General features: G+C 67.3%; 16 protein-coding genes and 1 other RNA gene. 10 read left to right on the forward strand and 7 right to left on the reverse strand.

Features of this window, described 5'->3' with window-relative positions; genetic code table 11:
* Positions 1–56 precede the first annotated feature (56 nt).
* The 10 genes from HMPREF9710_RS27225 to HMPREF9710_RS16510 all read left to right on the forward strand — a co-directional run bounded on the left by HMPREF9710_RS27225 (position 57) and on the right by HMPREF9710_RS16510 (position 9,045).
* Entirely contained in the window at positions 57–464 is a 408-nt protein-coding gene (locus HMPREF9710_RS27225; protein WP_081589948.1) for a hypothetical protein, read from the forward strand.
* Positions 465–478: 14 nt separating this feature from the next.
* Complete coding sequence (locus tag HMPREF9710_RS16480; RefSeq protein WP_040777255.1) at positions 479–1,033, forward strand: YajG family lipoprotein; 555 nt, start codon at positions 479–481, stop codon at positions 1,031–1,033.
* A 90-nt stretch (positions 1,034–1,123) separates the two neighbouring features.
* An RNA gene (rnpB, locus tag HMPREF9710_RS26685) (RNase P RNA component class A) lies at positions 1,124–1,472 on the forward strand.
* Positions 1,473–1,569: 97 nt separating this feature from the next.
* Positions 1,570–3,063 (forward strand): glycerol kinase GlpK, encoded by a 1,494-nt coding sequence (gene glpK, locus HMPREF9710_RS16485; protein ID WP_040777258.1) that lies wholly within the window; start codon positions 1,570–1,572, stop codon positions 3,061–3,063.
* A 173-nt stretch (positions 3,064–3,236) separates the two neighbouring features.
* Entirely contained in the window at positions 3,237–3,746 is a 510-nt protein-coding gene (locus tag HMPREF9710_RS16490; protein WP_005668194.1) for a Csu type fimbrial protein, read from the forward strand.
* A 66-nt stretch (positions 3,747–3,812) separates the two neighbouring features.
* A complete protein-coding gene (locus HMPREF9710_RS16495; protein ID WP_051205129.1) occupies positions 3,813–4,514 on the forward strand; it encodes a fimbrial biogenesis chaperone in 702 nt (233 codons plus the stop codon).
* A 14-nt stretch (positions 4,515–4,528) separates the two neighbouring features.
* The gene (locus HMPREF9710_RS27985) at positions 4,529–5,509 is read left to right on the forward strand and encodes a fimbria/pilus outer membrane usher protein (protein ID WP_005668197.1); all 981 of its coding nucleotides are present in this window, start codon (positions 4,529–4,531) and stop codon (positions 5,507–5,509) included.
* A complete protein-coding gene (locus HMPREF9710_RS26665; protein WP_005668199.1) occupies positions 5,467–6,972 on the forward strand; it encodes a fimbria/pilus outer membrane usher protein in 1,506 nt (501 codons plus the stop codon). The genes HMPREF9710_RS27985 and HMPREF9710_RS26665 overlap by 43 nt, the downstream gene beginning before the upstream one ends.
* The gene (locus HMPREF9710_RS16505) at positions 6,969–7,982 is read left to right on the forward strand and encodes a Csu type fimbrial protein (protein WP_005668201.1); all 1,014 of its coding nucleotides are present in this window, start codon (positions 6,969–6,971) and stop codon (positions 7,980–7,982) included. The genes HMPREF9710_RS26665 and HMPREF9710_RS16505 overlap by 4 nt, the downstream gene beginning before the upstream one ends.
* A gap of 94 nt (positions 7,983–8,076) precedes the next feature.
* Positions 8,077–9,045 carry an IS1595 family transposase gene (locus HMPREF9710_RS16510; protein WP_005668203.1) on the forward strand — a complete coding sequence of 323 codons (969 nt, stop codon included), beginning with the start codon at positions 8,077–8,079 and terminating at the stop codon, positions 9,043–9,045.
* Positions 9,046–9,096: 51 nt separating this feature from the next.
* Here the strand turns inward: HMPREF9710_RS16510 and HMPREF9710_RS16515 are convergent, their stop codons facing one another.
* The 7 genes from HMPREF9710_RS16515 to HMPREF9710_RS16545 all read right to left on the reverse strand — a co-directional run bounded on the left by HMPREF9710_RS16515 (position 9,097) and on the right by HMPREF9710_RS16545 (position 14,949).
* Positions 9,097–9,864 (reverse strand): ABC transporter permease, encoded by a 768-nt coding sequence (locus HMPREF9710_RS16515; protein ID WP_005668205.1) that lies wholly within the window; start codon positions 9,862–9,864, stop codon positions 9,097–9,099.
* Between the two features lie 2 nt (positions 9,865–9,866).
* Complete coding sequence (locus HMPREF9710_RS16520) at positions 9,867–11,093, reverse strand: ABC transporter substrate-binding protein (protein WP_005668206.1); 1,227 nt, start codon at positions 11,091–11,093, stop codon at positions 9,867–9,869.
* 43 nt (positions 11,094–11,136) lie between these two features.
* Entirely contained in the window at positions 11,137–11,910 is a 774-nt protein-coding gene (locus tag HMPREF9710_RS16525; protein ID WP_005668208.1) for an ABC transporter ATP-binding protein, read from the reverse strand.
* Positions 11,907–13,004 carry an acyl-CoA dehydrogenase family protein gene (locus tag HMPREF9710_RS16530; protein WP_005668210.1) on the reverse strand — a complete coding sequence of 366 codons (1,098 nt, stop codon included), beginning with the start codon at positions 13,002–13,004 and terminating at the stop codon, positions 11,907–11,909. Before HMPREF9710_RS16530 ends, HMPREF9710_RS16525 begins: the two co-directional genes overlap by 4 nt.
* Positions 13,004–13,558, reverse strand: a complete 555-nt coding sequence (locus HMPREF9710_RS16535; RefSeq protein WP_005668211.1) for a carboxymuconolactone decarboxylase family protein — start codon at positions 13,556–13,558, stop codon at positions 13,004–13,006. The genes HMPREF9710_RS16530 and HMPREF9710_RS16535 overlap by 1 nt, the downstream gene beginning before the upstream one ends.
* A 31-nt stretch (positions 13,559–13,589) precedes the next feature.
* Positions 13,590–14,621: an AraC family transcriptional regulator gene (locus HMPREF9710_RS16540; RefSeq protein ID WP_005668213.1), complete on the reverse strand. Its 1,032-nt coding sequence runs from the start codon at positions 14,619–14,621 to the stop codon at positions 13,590–13,592.
* 70 nt (positions 14,622–14,691) lie between these two features.
* On the reverse strand, positions 14,692–14,949 hold the full coding sequence (locus HMPREF9710_RS16545; protein WP_005668215.1) for a hypothetical protein: 258 nt from the start codon (positions 14,947–14,949) through the stop codon (positions 14,692–14,694).
* Positions 14,950–14,987: the final 38 nt, after the last annotated feature.

Genomic DNA, 14,987 nt, shown 5'->3' on the forward strand with positions numbered 1-14,987 from the left:
TTTACTGAGGCAATTTATGTTGCTAAAAAATATAATATTTACTAGGGAATATTCGTATGAAAAAGACCATAGCAATAACTTTGGCAGCGTGTATGACGTTGACCGGATGCGCGACTGCCTCTAAGGATGTCCCGGTCGCATACGTTTCGCCAATGCAATACCAAGCCTATGACTGTGAACAGCTGAGCAGTGAGATACAAAGAATCCAGTCTCGTGTCGTTCAACTGGGTGGACGCTTGGACGAGGCAGCATCGAATGATAAAGCCATTGCAGGAGTGGGTATTGTTCTGTTCTGGCCTGCGTTGTTCGCATTGGGCGGGACGAAGCAGCAAGAAGCTGACTATGCAAGACTGCGCGGCGAATACGATGCCAGCCATCAGGCTGCGATCCTGAAAAAATGCTCAGGTGCCGTTGCAGCGCCTGGCAACTCCCCGGTTGTTACTTCTACTCAAACGGGACTCTGATGAGAACAGACAACTTGAAAAACGTCGTCATTGCCGCACCGCTCGTCTTGACACTCCTGCTCACTGGTTGCGCCGCCCCGGCACGTATTGATCAGATGACCGCCCACGCAACGCCGCAACAGCGAATCGGACAGACGCCACTTCGTTCAAATGTTGCTGTAAAGGATGTAACCGGCGGAAAAGAAACGAACCCAATGTGGGTATCGAATGTTGGCAATAGTGAATTCGAGCAAGCTTTGGAGGGATCACTGCGTGATGCAGGCCTGCTAGCAAACGGTAAGCAGGCAGGGAAGTACCTGCTAATAGCGCATTTGGAGCGCGTAGATCAGCCAATGGCAGGGTTTGATATGACTGTCACTGTTGGCGTAATGTACTCCGTGATCGAGCGAACGACTGGCAAGGAAATCCTGACCCGCCGTATCAGCGTCCCGTATACCGCTTCGTTCAGTGCTGCATTTGCTGGCACAGAGCGTTTGCGAATCGCAAACGAGGGTGCAGTGCGAGCCAACATCACAAAGCTGATCGAAGAGTTGTTTGCTTTAAACGTTGACAAGATAGCCTTGAATTGAGCGGAAGAACCTCTCCCGCTTCAGGGGAGAGGACTTAATCTGTGCTGCAGGCCCCTACCGACAGCGGCGAGCGAGTACAATACCGCCCGTGAAGCAGGCCAGACAGTCGCTGGTCCACGCCGCAAGGTCGTGGACGGGAGGAAGGTCCGGACTCCACAGAGCGGGGTGACGGTTAACGGCCGTCCGCTGAAAGCCGTCTGGCGCAAGCCAGCGGTATAAGGCGAGGAATAGGGCCACAGAGACGAGCGTATTCAGTTACGGTGAAACGCGGTAACCTCCACCTGGAGCAATTCCAAATAGGCACGCGTTGATGTTGCTCGCGGAGCGTGCGGGTAGGAAGCTTGAGCGCTGGAGTAATCCAGCGCCTAGAGGAATGGCTGTCCATGCGCCGCCGCAAGGTGGCGTTACACAGAATCCGGCCTATCGGCCTGCTTTACTTATAATTCCCCGAGGCGCGTGATCCACGCGCCTTGTTGACGGTCGTCCCGGACCGCTTTGCCCTGGCGTTCCGCGCCGGCCAGAGTCCGGAGACGCCTTTGACCCAATACATCCTTGCCCTCGACCAGGGCACGACCAGCTCGCGCGCCATCCTGTTCGACCGCGCCGGCCTGCCGGTGGCCAGCTGCCAGCGAGAGTACCCCCAATATTTTCCCCAGCCCGGCTGGGTCGAGCACGACCCGCTCGACATCTGGCACAGCCAGCTCGCCTGCGCGCGCGAAGCATTGGCGCAAGCCGGCATCCAGGCCGCGCAGCTCGCCGCGATCGGCATCGCCAACCAGCGCGAGACCACGCTCCTGTGGGACCGCGTTAGCGGCGAGCCGGTGGCCAACGCCATCGTGTGGCAGGACCGGCGTACCGCCGGCGCCTGCGACCGCCTGCGCGAGGCGGGCAAGGCCGCCTTCATCCAGCAACGCTCGGGCCTCGAGCTCGACGCCTATTTTTCCGCCACCAAATTGCAATGGCTGCTGAACCATGTTCCTGGCGCGCGCAGCCGGGCCGAGAAGGGCGAGCTGGCCTTCGGCACCGTCGACAGCTGGCTGGTCTGGCGCCTGTGTGGCCGCCACGTCACCGATACCAGCAATGCCGCGCGCACGATGCTGTTCAACATCCATGCGCTGGCCTGGGACGACGACTTGCTGGCGCTGTTCGACATTCCGCGCGCGCTGCTGCCCGAGGTCGTTCCCAGCGCCGGCGTCGTCGGGCTGGCCGCCGAGGAGTGGTTCGGCCACGCGATCCCGATCGCCGGCATCGCCGGCGACCAGCAGGCCGCCACCTTCGGCCAGGCCTGCCACCGCAAGGGCCTGGTCAAGAATACCTACGGCACCGGCTGTTTCATGCTGATGCATGCAGGTGATTCCGCGCCGGTCTCGCGCAAGCGCCTGCTGGCGACGGTCGGCTGGACGGTCGCGGGCCGCACCGACTACCTGCTCGAGGGCAGCGTCTTCATGGGCGGCGCCACCGTGCAATGGCTGCGCGACGGCCTGGGCATCATCCGCCAGTCGCACGAGGTGGAGGCCCTCGCCACCAGCGTGCCCGACAGCGGTGGCGTGATGCTGGTGCCGGCCTTCACCGGCCTCGGCGCGCCGCACTGGGATCCGTATGCGCGCGGCACCATTCTCGGCATGACGCGCGGCACGGGCGCCGCCCACATCGCGCGCGCCGCGGTCGAGGCCATCGCCTACCAGAGCGCCGAGCTGCTGGCGGCCATGCAGAAGGACGCCGCCTGCGCCGTCACCGAGCTGCGCGCCGACGGCGGCGCCGCCCGCAACGACTTGCTGATGCAATTCCAGGCCGACCTGCTCGGCGTCGAGGTGGTGCGTCCGCGCGTCACCGAAACCACGGCCCTGGGCGCGGCCTACCTGGCCGGCCTGGCCTGCGGCTACTGGGAATCGCTGGAGGCGATCGAGGCGCAATGGCAGGTCGAGCGCCGCTACACGCCAGGCATGGACGCCGGCCGCCGCGCCGAACTGCTGGCGCGCTGGGCGCGGGCGGTCGCGCATGCGCGTTCCTGGGCCACGCCGGAAGAGTGAGGTCGGTGTAGCAATTTCACCACGCTGTTGCATAAAACCAGCAAAATTGAAATAGTCAGCAAAAGTGATGAAAAGCATTTGATTCCGTACGGAAACGAGGTATCATATTTTCCGAGTTGAGCAATTTCGTGTGCGTCATGGTGATCGCGCCCTCAACACCTGGAGAAAAGAAAATGATGTCGACCTCGAACCGTAACCGCGTATTGGCTGCTGTCCTGGCTGCCGTCATGCCTTTCACCAGCGTGTACGCCGCCAGCCCGGCCACCGCGAAATTCGACGTGACGATGAGCGTCGTTGCCGACTGCACCGTCACCGCGACCAGCCTCGATTTCGGCCAGACCGGCCTGATCACCACGGCCAAGAACGGTCAATCGAACTTGACTGTGACATGCACCAACACTACGCCTTACAATGTGGGCCTGGATGCCGGTACCGGCGCCGGTTCGAGCGGCACGACGCGTTACCTGTCGGGCAGCAGCGGCACCAATACCGACACCGTGAAGTTCAACCTGTACCGTGCGCCGGGCGCGGGCCTGTGGGGCAACACCCAGGGCACCGACACGCTCGCCGGAACTGGAAACGGCGACAAGCAGACCTTGACCGTGTACGGCGAGATCCCGGTGCAGAATGCGCCGACGCCGGACAACTACAAATCGTCGATCACGGCATCCGTGTATTTCTAAACTGGAGTGTGCATGCGGAGTCTTCGCTGCGCCGCAATCGCTGCGGTCCGCTTTACAGCCTTGTCCATGGTCCTGGCGGCCGGCCAGCTGGCGCATGGCGCCAACCTGCAGATTTCGCCGGTCTCGATCAGCTTCCAGCCGGGCCAGAACGCGGCCGGCATCCAGCTCCAGAACAATGGCGATACGCCCCTGTACGGCCAGGTGAGGGTGTACGCATGGGACCAGCGTAACGGCGTCGACGACCTGACCCCGACCACCCAGCTGGTGGCCAGCCCGCCGGTGATCGAAGTCGCCCCCAACAGCACCCAGACCATCCGCCTGGTGCGCCGCCCGGGTGCGCAGGGCGCGGCCGCCGCCGGCGCCGCCGAACAGACCTACCGCATCCTCATCGACGAACTCCCGCGTGGCGACAGCCAGCAGGGCAACGTCGCGATCCGCCTCCAGTATTCGGTACCGGCCTTCGTGCTGCCGGCCGACGGCCAGGCCGCGCCCAGGCTCGAATGGAGCACCTTCCAGCGCGGTGGCGCCTGGCACCTGCGCGCCTTCAACGCCGGCACCCTGCACGCCCAGATCGGCGCCACCAGCGTGCGCATCGGCGAGCGCGACGTGGAACTCTCCAAGGGCTTGCTGGGCTATGCGTTGCCGGGCCGCGCCCGCGAATGGGCTTTGCCGCCCGACGTCGCAGCCGGCATGCCGGCGTCCCTGGGGATCCAGGCCACGGTGAATACCCGGCCCCAGTCCGCCAGCGCCGCCGTCGCCAGGGACTGAGTCCTCGTGCAGCAATGTTGATCAGCCGCCGGCCATGGCGGGCGCTGCATTCGTCGTGCCTGCTGGCCCTGAGCCTGACGCCGATCGCCGCCGCGGTGGCGCAAGTGGCCGAGGTGGCCCAGTCAGCGCCTGCGTCCGCATCCGCGGCGGCCGGGCAAGCGGTCGAACTCTTCCTCGACACCAGCATCGACGGCCAGCCCACCGGCCAGATCGTGCCCGTCATCCAGCTCGGCTCCACCTTGCGCATGACGGTCGAGTCCCTGCGCGAACTGGGCCTGGACCCGGCACGCTTCGGCGTGGCCGGGCGCAGCGATTTTTCGCTGGACGAGGTAAGCGGCATGCGCTGGGCCTACGACCCCGCGAAGCAGGCCCTGGCCCTGACCCTGACCGATGCCCTGCGCGAGCAGCGCGTGCTGAGCGCGCGCACGGTGCGCCAGGCCGGACCCGCCCAGGCCAGCCGCGGCATGCTGCTCAACTACAACCTGTTCGGCCAGAGCAGCTCGCGCGCGCTGGCCGGCACCCTCGACCTGCGTTATTTCGACCGCCATGGAACGCTGAACAGCACCGGCGCCGCCATCCTGCGCGGCCCGGGGCAGGGGTATACCCGCTATGACACCAGCTGGGTGCGCTCGTCGCAGGACAATCTCTCGACCTGGCAGGTGGGCGACACCGTCGCGCCGGCGCTCAGCTGGACCCGCGCCATGCGCCTGGGCGGCATCGAATGGCGCCGCAATTTCGAATTGCGGCCCGACCTCGTGACCTATCCGGTGGCCTCGGTCGCCGGCTCGGCCGTGGTGCCCAGCAGCGTCGACCTGTACGTGAACGGGGTGCGCCAGTTCAGCGCCGCCGTGCCCACCGGCCCCTTCGTGGTCGACCAGGTGACGGGCCTGAACGGCGCCGGCCAGGCCACCGTGGTCACCCGCGACGCCTCGGGCGCGAAGTCGCCACCACCTTGCCGCTGTACGTCGACACCCGCCTGCTGGCGCGCGGCCTGAGCGATTTCGCGGTCTCGGTCGGCGCGCTGCGGCGCGACTACGGGCTGCATTCCTTCCGCTACGGCAGCGCGGCGGCGCTGGCGTCCTGGCGCCACGGCTGGAGCGACAGCATGACGCTCGAGGGGCATGCCGAGGCCGGCAGCGGCCTGGTGCTGGCCGGCGCCGGGGTGTTGAAACGCGTCCCGAACGCGGGCGTGTTCAGCGCCGCGCTGGCCGCGAGCGGCGGCCGCCATCGCGGCGGCCAGGCCAGCCTCGGCTATCAATACGTGTCGCCGCGCTTCGCCTTCGAGGTGCAGTCGGTGCGCGCCAGCCGCGACTATGGCGACCTGGGCGTGCTCGAGGGCGTGCCGGTGCCGCGCGCCACCGACCGCGCGACGCTCAGCACCTCGTACCGCGGCAATGGCCTGAGCGTGAGCCTGATCCAGCTGCGCCTGCCGTCCGAGAACGGCCTGGGCCTGGCGCCGGATCCGCTGGGCCCCGGCGCCGGCGGCGGCACCCCGATCGGCCCGGTCGAAGAGACGCCGGGCGTCACGCGCAACGTGTCGCTGGCCTGGTCGCGCAGCGTGGGGCGGCGCGGCAACCTGAGCGTCAGCGCCTTCCAGGACCTGAAGCAGCGCGCCGACCGCGGCATCACGTTCACCTTCAGCATGGCCTTCGATTCGCGCATCTCGTTCAACACCAATGCCGGCCGCCAGCGCGGCGACACGGCGGCCACGGTGTCGCTGGGACGCGCGCCGGACTTCGAGGGCGGCCTGGGCTGGGCGCTGCAGTCCGGCATGGCCGGCGCCCAGCGCTACCACCAGGCGCAGGTCCAGTACCTCGGCTCGCACGGCCGCGCCGCCATCTCCACGCAACATGTGAATGGCGGCAGCAATACCAGCCTGGACATCAGCGGCGCGCTGGTGGCGATGGATGGCGCGCTGGTCGCCGCGCGCCAGGTCGGCAACGGCTTCGCGCTGGTCTCGGCCGGCGCGCCGGACCTGCCGGTGTTGCAGGACAACCGCGTGATCGGCCGCACCGACAGCAAGGGCCGCCTGCTGGTGCCCGACCTGCAGCCATATGCCGCCAACCGGATCGCGATCGATCCATCCTCGCTGCCGCCCGACACCCGCATCGCCGGCAGCAGCCAGGACGTGGTGCCGCGCGAGTACGCCGGCGTGGTGGCGCGCTTCGACATCGAACGCTATGCGGCGACGGCGCTGATGGTGCTCAGGCCGGACGGCACGCCGCCCGAGGTCGGCACCCCCGCGCGCCTGGAAGATGGCGCGAGCCGCGGCGCGGCCGGCGCGGTCGTCGGTTACGATGGCGTGCTGTTCGTGGAAGGATTGCGCGCCTCGAACCGGGTGACGGTCGGGACCGGGGCGGATGCCTGCGAGGTGCGCTTCGACTACAAGCCGGTGGAGGGCGAGTTGCCGACCATCGGACCGCTGGTGTGCCAGCCCGTGCAAGGAAAACGACCATGATGAAGATGACGACCATGAATGTCCGGCTGCTGCGCGCACTGTGCGCAGCGACGCTGCTGTGGCTGCTGGCCATTCCCGGCGCGCGCGCCGATAACTGTACCGTCACCATGACCGACATCGACTTCGGCGTGGTCAGCCCGATCGCCAACACCGACTACACGGCGCGCGGCACCCTGAACGTGACCTGCTACTGGACCCTGCTGGTGGGCCAGTCGGCGCTGCTGCTGCCGGCCGCCAACGTCTGCGTCAACCTGGGGCCGGGCAGCGGCGGCGGCACGGGCGACCCGCGCTACATGACCAGCGGTTCGCGGCGCCTCGGCTTCAACCTGTATGCCGATCCTTCCTATTCGGCGGCATCGCTGTGGGGCAGCAACACCAGCACCATCGGCGCCAAGCCGATCACCGGTACCATGGTCGGCCTGCTGTCGCTGGGCGGGGTGACCCAGAGCGTGACGATCTATGGCCGCATCCCGGCGTCCAGCCTGGCCGGGGTCGGCACCTCGGGCAATACCGACACCCTGTACACGGCCAGTTTCGCCGGCCACGGCACGCTGCAGTATTCGTTCGGGGCCGGCAAGTCGTGCACCGCCGGCGCCACCGAATCCTTCGCCTTCCAGGCGCGCGCCACCGTGACCAACAACTGCCTGATCAGCGCCAGCAACCTGGTGTTCGGTGCGGGCAGCCCCTTGAGCGAGCGGCGCGCCAGCGCGCCCCTGAGCGTGACCTGCACCGCCAACAGCAGCTACCAGATCTCGATGAACGGCGGCCAGTCCGGCAACCCGGCGGCGCGCACCATGAAGAACAGCCTGACCGGCGAAACCCTGGGCTACCGGATCTCGTCCACGCCGGACGGCGCGATCTGGGGCGACGGCACCGGCGGCACCGTGGTGTACACCGGCACCGGGACCGGCGCGACGCAGAGCGTCATGATGCACGGCCTGGTGCCGCGCCAGCGTGCGCCGACGCCGGGAGATTACCGCGACACGATCACGGTGCAGCTGACGTTCTAAAAAAATGGCGCTGTACCCGTTAGATATGGATGAGCATTGAACTGCTGAGCTGACCGGCGGTCCAATCCCCGTCGTCATCGATCGGGAGCGCGCCATGAAAGCGCCGCAGTTCGAGAAGCTGTTTGCCCAGCTGGCACTGCTGAACCAGCCACAGCACCGGCAGGTGCTCGTCGCCCTGCATCCGGCAGCCGGGCTCGACCGGGTGGTCGCACTCATCGGCGAAATCCGGTCAAAGGGGCGGCGGTGCCCCGACTGCGCCTGTGATCGATGCCACCGGCATGGCCAGGCCAACGACCTGCAACGCTATCGCTGCTGCGCATGCGGGCGCACCTTCAACGACCTGACCGGCACGCCGCTGGCGCGGCTCAGGCACAAGGGGAAATGGCTCGAGTATCTCGACACTGTGCTCGATTCCCGCACGGTCCGCTCCGCGGCCAAGCGTATCGGCGTGCACCGCAACACGACCTTCCGCTGGCGCCATCGCGTCCTCGACCGGGTCAAGGACGACCGGCCCGACCACCTTGTCGGCATCGTCGAGGCCGACGAGATGTTCCTGCTCGAATCGCAGAAGGGTTCACGCAAGCTCGATCGCCCGCCGCGAAAGCGCGGCGGCCGGGCCGCACTGCGCGGCATTTCGCATCACCTCGACTGCATCCTGGTGGCGCGCGACCGCGGCGGACAAACCATCGACGCCGTCACCGGCCGCGGCGCCCTGAAGGTGGCCCAGCTGGTCACTCACCTGCTGCCGAAACTCCATGCCCAGGCGCTGCTGGTCACCGACGCCAACACCGCCTATCCCGCTTTCGCCCGTGCCCATGGCGTCGCCCACCAGGCTGTCAATCTCAGCGCCGGAGAACGAGTCCGTAAGGGCGATGCGGGCGCCATCCATGTGCAGAATGTAAACGCCTACCATCGACGTTTCAAGGAATGGCTGGCGCATTTCCATGGCGTGGCGTCGCGCTGGCTACCCAATTACCTAGGCTGGCACTGGGCGCTTGACGGCGGGCGAGTCAATTCTGTCGAGCAATTGCTGCGCATCGCATTCGGAGTCATCAACAGCTAACGATGATAGCGCCAAAAAAAATCCCCGCACCGGGCGGGGATGGACAGGCGATCAGCGCAGCGGATCGGACGGCACCGAGTGCAGCCAGCGCGCGTGCACGAAGCGCGCCGCGTAGTCGAGCGCGTAACCCAGCAGGCCGATCAGGATGATGGCGGCCGTCAGTTCCGAATACGCCAGGCGGTCGCGCGTATCGAGGATGAAGTAACCCAGGCCGGCGGACACGCCCAGCATCTCGGCCGGCACCAGCACGATCCAGATGATGCCGATCGCCAGGCGCACGCCGGTCAGGATCTGCGCCGTGATCCCCGGCAGCACCAGGCGCCAGATCACTTCCCATTTGGTGGCCGACAGCGAGCGCGCCAGCAGCATCCAGTTGGGGTCGAGCTGGGCCACGCCGGCGGCGGTGCTCAGCATCAGCGGCCACACGGCGGCGAAGGCCAGCAGGAAGTAGACCGGCGCGTCGCCGACGCCCAGCACCATCACCGCCAGCGGCATCCACGACAGCGGCGAGACCATGCGCAGCAGCTGGAACAGCGGCGTGCTGGCCTGGCTGAAGGCCTTCGACATGCCGACCAGGATCCCGAGCGGCACGCCGAACAGGATGGCGAAGCCCAGGCCCACGGCCACGCGCTTCAGGCTGGTGGCCACGTGCACCCAGATGTCGGGGCCCAGCACCATCGCGCGCAAGGCCTCGAAGGTCTCCATCGGGGCGAACATGGCCGCGATCGGCGTGCTCTCTTCGAGGCCCTTGGCGCCCCAGGCCCACAGCAGCAGCGCGATCGCGAAGCCGGCGACCGGCCACAAGAAACGTCCCAGCATGATCAGACCGCGATCGTCTCAGTGCGCAGCAGGTTGGCCGGCAGGCCGAACTTGGCAGGCCCGCCCACGGCGGCGATCGACTTGCGCACGAAGCGGTCGTCGACCAGGTCTTTCGCCACGAACTTCGGATCGAGTTTGGCCAGGAAGCTGGTGTCGCCCTCGACCTTGGTCTGGCCAATCGCGCGCACCAGTTCCTCGGTGTACGAAGCGAACGGGAACGGCTGGAAGTCGATGCGGCGCTGCTGCCAGGCCGGGTGGGCGACGATGCGGCGCTTTTCGTAGTCCGAATAATCGGTGGTGGCCAGCACCTTGGTCAGCGCCTGCAGGTTGTGCGGGGTGTACTTGTTGGGACCGGTGGCGGCCAGCAGCTTGGCCGTCTCGACCTGGTTCGAGCGCGACCACAGCTGGGCATTGACGATCGCGTTGGCCACGCGCTGCGACCATTCCGGCTTGTCGTTCAGGTCGCGCTCGGCCAGGAAGGTCACGCAGCAGGCGTGGTTCTTCCAGACGTCGCCCGAGAAGCGCAGCACCTTGCCGATCTTCGCATTTTCGGCCACCGCATTGAACGGCTCGGCCACGATGTAGCCGGCGATCGACTTGGTCGCCAGCGCCGAGACCATCTCGGACGGCGCCAGCACGATGAGGTTAACTTCATTTGGCTTGAGCGCGGCGCCGCGCGCGCGGGTGACCACGCTCAGCTTGTTCGCGGTCAGGATCTTCTGCAGCAGGATGTTGTGGATCGAGTACCAGAACGGGATCGCGATCGTCTTGCCGCCGAGGTCGGCCACCGAGTTGATCTCGTTCTGCACCGTCAGGGCGGAGCCGTTGATGTGGTTCCAGGCCACCACCTTGGCCGGGAATTTCGAACCGTAGCGCACCCACAGGGTCGCCGGCGACAGCAGGTGGATCACGTTGACCTGGCCGGCCACGAAGGCCTCGACGATCTGGGCCCAGCTGCGGAACAGGCGCGGCGTCTCGACCTTCAGGCCTTGTTGCTCGAACAGCTTGCGGCCGTGCGCCACCAGCAGCGGGGCGGCGTCGGTGATCGGCAGGTAGCCGATTTTCACCGGCTGGTCGTCGCCCTTGAAGTTCTGCGCCATCGCGTCGCCCGCGAACAGCAGCGGCGACGCCGCCGCGGCGCCGGTCAGGGCCGACATGCGCAGGAAGTCGCGCCGGGTCATGCCGCAATCGCAGTCGGAAGAAGCGCAGATGTGGATCGGGTTGCTCATGGGTTTTCCTTGTTGTTCGTGTTCGTGGTTCGCGCCGCGGCGTTCAGGCGCCTTCGCGCAGCGCCTTGATGATGTCCAGCCGCAGCCCGACCACGCCGTCGGCGTGTTCGTGGCGCGGCCGCGGCAGGTCGACCTTCCACTCGCGCACGATGCGTCCGGGCTGGCCGGCCATCAGCAGGATGCGGTCGGCGACCAGGATCGCCTCGTCGATATCGTGGGTCACCAGCAGGGCGGCGGTATGCCAGCGGTGCACCAGGTCGACCAGCAGGGCCTGCATCTCGGCGCGCGTGATCGCGTCCAGGGCCGAGAACGGCTCGTCGGCGAACAATAGCTCGGGCTGGCGCGCGAGGGCGCGCGCCAGCGCCACGCGCTGGGCCTGGCCGCCGGACAGCTGGGCCGGATAGGCATGCGCGCGCGCCGCCAGGCCGACCGCCTCGATGGCGTCGACCACCCGCTGCTTGCGCGCGTCGCGGGAGATCGCCGGCTGGCGCGCGAAGTCCAGGCCGAAGCCCACATTGCCTTCGACGCTCAGCCAGGGCAGCAGGCTCGGTTGCTGGAACACCAGCGCCGCGCGCGGATGCGGGGCCAGGAGCGGTTCGCCCAAAAAGCTGACCTGTCCGGCCTGGGCCGGGCTGAGGCCGGCCAGGCCGCGCAGCAGGGTCGATTTGCCGCAGCCGCTGCCGCCCAGCAGGCACACGATCTCGCGCCTGTCGATGGTGAGAGAGATATTGTCGACCACGGTCTTGCCGCCGTAGCCGATGCGCAGGCCGGAGGCCGACAGCGCGGTCGCGCCTGGTTCGAGCACGGGCGCCGTCATGCCGCGGCGTGCTTCGCGAGTTCGACCTGCAGCTGGGTCAGGCTCGGGGTGACGATCGGGATGAAGGCTGATTCGCGCCAGCGGCGCGCGAAGCTGCGGTCGCGGTCGACCAGGTAGGCGCGGCCGCCGCTGGCTTGCAGCTCGAGCATCACGGCTTGCTGGACGCTTTCGGCCAGCGCGATGCGCAGCCTGAACATCGGCGCCGCGGCGGTCTTGAAGCGGCCGTCGGCCACGCCATCCTTCAGCTGCGTGACCAGGTCTTCCAATGCCACCTGCTGGCCCACGATACGCTCGAGCAGGGGGCCGCGCATGGCGGTCGACAGGCTGTGCGCCGCGCGCAGGCTGGCGCGCGCCAGGCCGATCGACAGGCCGCACTGCAGGCCCAGGAAGGACGGACGCACGCCCGGCAGCCAGGCGCGCGCGTTCGGATGCAGCACTTCGCCTTCGCCGATCTGCACGCCCTCGATCTTGACGGCGGCGGTATTGCTGCCGCGCAGGGCCATCAGTTCGAGGTCGGGGCTGCGCGTGACGCCGGCGCCGTCGCTGACGAAGGCGACCACCGCGGGCGGCAGCTCGCCGGCGGAGTTGACGGCGGCGGCGGCGATGAAGCCTTCCTTGCGCAGGTTGGTGATCCAGGCCAGCGAACCGTCGAGCTGCCAGCCTTGTTCGTTGGGGGTGGCCGTGATCTGCAGCGACTCGATCCCGGACAGGAATTTCATCGCGTTTGACAGGCCGGTCGCGCCGGCGAATTCGCCGCGCATCAGCGGGCCGATCCAGCGTGCGCGCATGGCCTCGTTCGGGCTTTGCAGCAGGTACTCGATGAAGGTGCGCTGGCCCCAGAACACGAAGGCCGCGGTGACCGAATATTCGGCCACGGCGGCGATGGCGTCGATCGCATCGATCGTGGCGCCGCCGCTGCCGCCCAGTTCCTGCGGTACGCCCACGGCGAACAGGCCGGCGCCGGCCAGGCGCGGCACGACTTCGCTCGCCAGCTCGGGCGTGCTGTCGAGCTGGTCGGCGTTGGCCTGCAGCCAGTCAGTCAGCTCCGCGGGCAGAGTCACGGCAGAGCGTGTCGTTTGTTCGCCGACCGACATCAGATGGCTCCGCTGGCGAAGGGCTGCAGCTGCGGGTTGATCGCGCTGCCGGCCAGGGTGTTGGCGAAGTTGCACAGGGTGGCCAGGCTGATGCCCAGCACGACTTCCAGCGCCTGCTGGTCGTTGTAGCCGGCGGCCTTGAAGGCGGCCAGGGCGTCGTCGCTCACGCCGCCGCGGGTGGCGATGACGGCTTCCGAGAAGCGGCGCACGGCGTCGAGCCTGGCGTCGCCGGTATCCTGGCCTTGCTGCATGGCGCGGACGGTCTCGACCGGCAGCTGGGCTTTCTTGAGGGCGATGGCGGTGTGGCCGGCGATGCAGAAGTCGCAGCCGTGGATGCGGGCGGCGGTGATCTGCACCACTTCGCGTTCCGGCAGGGTGAGGCTGGTCTCGGCATTGATGCCGGACACCGTCATATAGGTCTGCAGCGCTTGCGGCGAATTGGCCAGCACGCCGATCAGGTTCGGCAGGAAGCCGTTGTTGGCGACGGCCTTGTCCACGAAAGGACGGCTGCCTTCAGGCGCGGTTTCTTGGGTATGCAGGGTCAGGCGGGACATGGCGGATCTCTCTATCAAAGCGTTGGGTCCGTTATTTTAGCGGCGATTGAAAAACACGTTTGGACACGCCCGTCCTTGTTTTCTGCTCGATCGTCCGAATCGGCCCGGCATCCGGTGTCTTGACGTGGATGTGCCGGCCGCGCCGGAAGGTGCCCGGATGCTCGCCCATCACCTTGTGGAAGGCGCGCGAAAAGGCGGCGTACGAGCTGTAGCCGACGTGGCCGGCGGTGCGCTCGACCGTCTCGCCGCCGTGCAGGCGCTGGGCCGCGATCTTCATGCGCAGCAGCAACAGGAACTGCGCCGGCGCCTGGCCGCTGGCCTCGCTGAAGTGTTTATAGAAGCTCGAACGCGACATATGGGCCGCGCGCGCCATGTTCTCGGTCGACCAGTCCTGGCCGGGCTCCTGCATCATGCGGTCGAGCAGGGGCGAGAACTCGGGCCGGCTGGCCACGGCCAGCAGGCCGGTGGCGATGTCCTGCTGGCGCGCCACGTGGCGAATGACATAGAAGAACATCAGCTCGGCCAGGCGCGCCACCAGCGGCGACGGCGCGTCGGGGTCGCGCGGCGGCTCCAGCAGGATCAGTTCGAACAGCGCGTTCAGGGCCTGCAGCGACGGGTCGTCGGCGCGCAGCACCAGGCTGTCCGGGAAGGAATCGGCGATCAGCGTGCTGAGCGCACTGCGAAAGTGGAAGAAGCCGCAGGCGAGGGCGGTGGCGTCCGGCGCCGCCTGGCCGAGCTGCTGCATCGGCATGCCGGAACGGGCGCTGGCCGGGTCGGGATCGGGACTCAGGAAGTGCGGCGTGTCGCGCAGCAGGAACACGCCGTCGCGCGCGCCCAGGCGCACCGGCGCGCGGCCCGCGACGTGCAGGTAGCACTCGCCATGCAGCACCAGGTGAAAGCTGCCCAGGCCGCGACCGGCGGTGGACGCCTGCCAGCGGCCGCAGTACTGGCCGAGGTGAAAGACCGTCGCTTCGAGCTGCACGCTGTCGATCAGCCAGTGCACCAGGCGGTCGGCATTGTCGGTGGCTGCGTGGGTGTCGGAAGTAGAGGCGGAATGATTCACTCAGCCATTATCGACGGCGCCCGTCCAGGGGCCTACGAACAAAAGCTGATATGCAAATAAGAAAAACGTCTTAGAAGTACACCGTCACGCGACGGGCGTCGGGGTCGGCGCTGCGTTGCGAAGGCGCGCCCTGGGCGTCGAGCAGGTAGGGCGTGCTCGGGCTGGCGCAGGCGACGTCGACCGCGCCGGTGACACGCACCGAGCAGGTGGCGACGATCTCGAAGCGCGCTTCGAAGCTGGCCGATGCGATGCGCGCGTCCGCCACGGCCGGCAGGGCCAGGGTGACGGCGGCCAGGCTGGCCGCGAGAAGACGGGATGCGCGCAACATGATGAACAAAGCCGAACATTACCGGATAAATATGCGAT

This window comes from Massilia timonae CCUG 45783 (assembly GCF_000315425.1).
In the GTDB taxonomy this organism is placed as follows: Bacteria; Pseudomonadota; Gammaproteobacteria; order Burkholderiales; family Burkholderiaceae_D; genus Telluria; species Telluria timonae.

Bases quoted from the DNA above. Each gene is read 5' to 3' on its own strand.
- HMPREF9710_RS27225 (WP_081589948.1), top strand. From the start codon at position 57: ATGAAAAAGACCATAGCAATAACTTTGGCAGCGTGTATGACGTTGACC.
- HMPREF9710_RS16490 (WP_005668194.1), top strand. From the start codon at position 3,237: ATGATGTCGACCTCGAACCGTAACCGCGTATTGGCTGCTGTCCTGGCT.
- HMPREF9710_RS16495 (WP_051205129.1), top strand. From the start codon at position 3,813: ATGGTCCTGGCGGCCGGCCAGCTGGCGCATGGCGCCAACCTGCAGATT.
- HMPREF9710_RS27985 (WP_005668197.1), top strand. From the start codon at position 4,529: ATGTTGATCAGCCGCCGGCCATGGCGGGCGCTGCATTCGTCGTGCCTG.
- HMPREF9710_RS16505 (WP_005668201.1), top strand. From the start codon at position 6,969: ATGATGAAGATGACGACCATGAATGTCCGGCTGCTGCGCGCACTGTGC.
- HMPREF9710_RS16510 (WP_005668203.1), top strand. From the start codon at position 8,077: ATGAAAGCGCCGCAGTTCGAGAAGCTGTTTGCCCAGCTGGCACTGCTG.
- HMPREF9710_RS16515 (WP_005668205.1), bottom strand. From the start codon at position 9,864: ATGCTGGGACGTTTCTTGTGGCCGGTCGCCGGCTTCGCGATCGCGCTG.
- HMPREF9710_RS16520 (WP_005668206.1), bottom strand. From the start codon at position 11,093: ATGAGCAACCCGATCCACATCTGCGCTTCTTCCGACTGCGATTGCGGC.
- HMPREF9710_RS16525 (WP_005668208.1), bottom strand. From the start codon at position 11,910: ATGACGGCGCCCGTGCTCGAACCAGGCGCGACCGCGCTGTCGGCCTCC.
- HMPREF9710_RS16530 (WP_005668210.1), bottom strand. From the start codon at position 13,004: ATGTCGGTCGGCGAACAAACGACACGCTCTGCCGTGACTCTGCCCGCG.
- HMPREF9710_RS16535 (WP_005668211.1), bottom strand. From the start codon at position 13,558: ATGTCCCGCCTGACCCTGCATACCCAAGAAACCGCGCCTGAAGGCAGC.
- HMPREF9710_RS16545 (WP_005668215.1), bottom strand. From the start codon at position 14,949: ATGTTGCGCGCATCCCGTCTTCTCGCGGCCAGCCTGGCCGCCGTCACC.